The sequence below is a fragment of the Kitasatospora putterlickiae genome, assembly GCF_039527695.1.
GTDB lineage: Bacteria > Actinomycetota > Actinomycetes > Streptomycetales > Streptomycetaceae > Kitasatospora > Kitasatospora putterlickiae.
Map to the genome: position 1 here is coordinate 4,711 of NZ_BAAAKJ010000065.1, position 2,066 is coordinate 6,776.

At 76.0% G+C, this 2,066-nt stretch carries 1 protein-coding gene; it reads left to right on the forward strand.

Annotated features, from left to right (window positions below; translation table 11 throughout):
* Positions 1–433: 433 nt before the first annotated feature.
* On the forward strand, positions 434–1,933 hold the full coding sequence (locus ABD308_RS07445; RefSeq protein ID WP_344329562.1) for a M1 family metallopeptidase: 1,500 nt from the start codon (positions 434–436) through the stop codon (positions 1,931–1,933).
* Positions 1,934–2,066 lie beyond the last annotated feature (133 nt).

Sequence of the window (2,066 nt, forward strand, 5' to 3'; positions counted from 1 at the left end):
GGGTGGACGGCGTCGGGCGCGCCGTCGGTGCGGACGACGTCGGCGACGCACTCGCCGATCACCACGAAACGCGGGCTGCTCACGGGCTCGCTCCTGCTGGTCCGGGGCCGGCGGGACGACGGGGCTGCGGGCGGCCGGCACGGCTGCCCAGCCTACGAGGTGGCGGGCACCGGGTGCGGGCATGAGTACGGCCGCCGGACCTGGCCAGGCGCTCCGACGGCCGTGGCCCCGTCCGTCAGGGGGCGGGGCTCTTCGACGGTATGACAGCGCGCGGTCGACCGGCTACCGATGTGGTCCGTCCGGGCGATGCCGCGTGTCGCCCGGATTGTCGGTGCCCCCTGCTACGGTCCGTGCCCGGAGGATCGCTCACCGGAACCGTTCCCCCTCGGCGCGGTCGGTGGGGGTCCGTACGACACGAGAGAGGTGCTCACCTTTGTCCAGGCACCGTTCCGTCCCCGCCGTGCTGCTCGCGCTGGCGGCGCTCCCGCTCGGGCTGGTCCCGGCGGCGGGCGCGCCGGTCACGGGCGCCGGGGACCCCGTGTTCCCCTCGCTCGGCACCACCGACTACGACGCGCTCACCTACGACCTCTCCTTCGGCTACCGCCCCGCGACCCGCACGGTCGACGGGACCACCGTGCTGACCGCCCGCGCGCTGACCCGGCTGGCCGGCCTGGAGCTGGACGCGCTGGGCCTGGACGTGCGCGCCGTGCGGGTCGACGGCCTCCCGGCCGGGTTCCGGACGCACGACGAGAAGCTGACCGTGCGGCCGGCCCGGCCGGTGCGGGCGGGCGCCCTGCTGCGGGTGGAGGTCGAGTACAGCGCCGACCCGCGCGCCGCGCTGCCGCACACGGGCTGGGTGGTGACTCCCGACGGGTTCGCGGTGGCCGGGCAGCCGGACGGCGCGCACACCGTGTTCCCGTGCAACGACCGGCCGGGCGACAAGGCCCGCTTCACCGTCGCCGTCACCGCGCCGGACGACCTCCTCGGGGTGGCCAACGGCCTGCTCACCGCCACCGAACCGCACCCGGACGGCACGACCACCCGGCGCTACGTCTCGCGCGAGCCGATGGCCACCGAGCTGCTCCAGGCCTCGGTGGGCCGCTACACGGTCCACGCGCGCCAGGGCCCGGACGGGCTGCCGCTGCGCGACGTCGTGCCCACCGCGCGCGCCGCCGACCTGGAGCCGGCCCTCGCCCTGACGCCCGGCCAGCTGGAGTGGGCCGAACGGCACCTCGGGCGGTTCCCGCTGGAGACGTACGGGCTGCTGCCCGCCGACACCGACGACCCGGCGGCGTTCGGCTTCACCGCGCTGGAGACGCAGACGCTCACGCTCTACAAGCCGAACTTCCTGCGCCAACCGGAGGCGTCGATCGGCTCGCACATGATGCACGAGCTGGTGCACTCCTGGTTCGGCGACAGCGTCACCCCGGGCACCTGGGCCGACCTGTGGCTCAACGAGGGCCACGCCGACCTCTACGGCCTGATGTACCGCTACGAGCGCGGCTGGCCGGACTCCGGCGGCTTCACCACGCTCACCGACCGCATGCGGAACGTCTACGCCCAGGGCGACCAGTGGCGCCACGACTCCGGGCCGGTGGCCGTGCCGACCGCCGCGACGCTCTTCGACAGCCAGCGGTACACCGGCGGCGCGCTGGTGCTGTTCGCCCTGCGGGAGCGGGTCGGCCAGGAGGTGTTCGACCGGATCGAGCGGGCCTTCCTGCAGCGCCACCGCCACGGCACGGCCACCACCGCCGACTACCTGCGCACGGCCGACGAGGTCTCCGGGCAGCCGCTGAGCGGCTTCCTGCGCGACTGGCTCTACGGCGAGCGGACCCCGCCGATGCCCGGTCACCCCGACTGGACGGTGAACCCGGTGGATCCCGGTGCCGCCGCGCGGACGGGAGGTGCGCCGCGCGGGTCGGGGACGCTCTGAGGACGCGCGCCGAACGGACGGCGTGCGGCGGGCGGACCGCCGTACCCGGCGCGCCCTGTGGTGCCACCGGGCGCCCTCCGCGCGCCCTTGGCGGCCGGCGGCGGGGGGCGGATCGTGGTGGCCACGGCCCGCC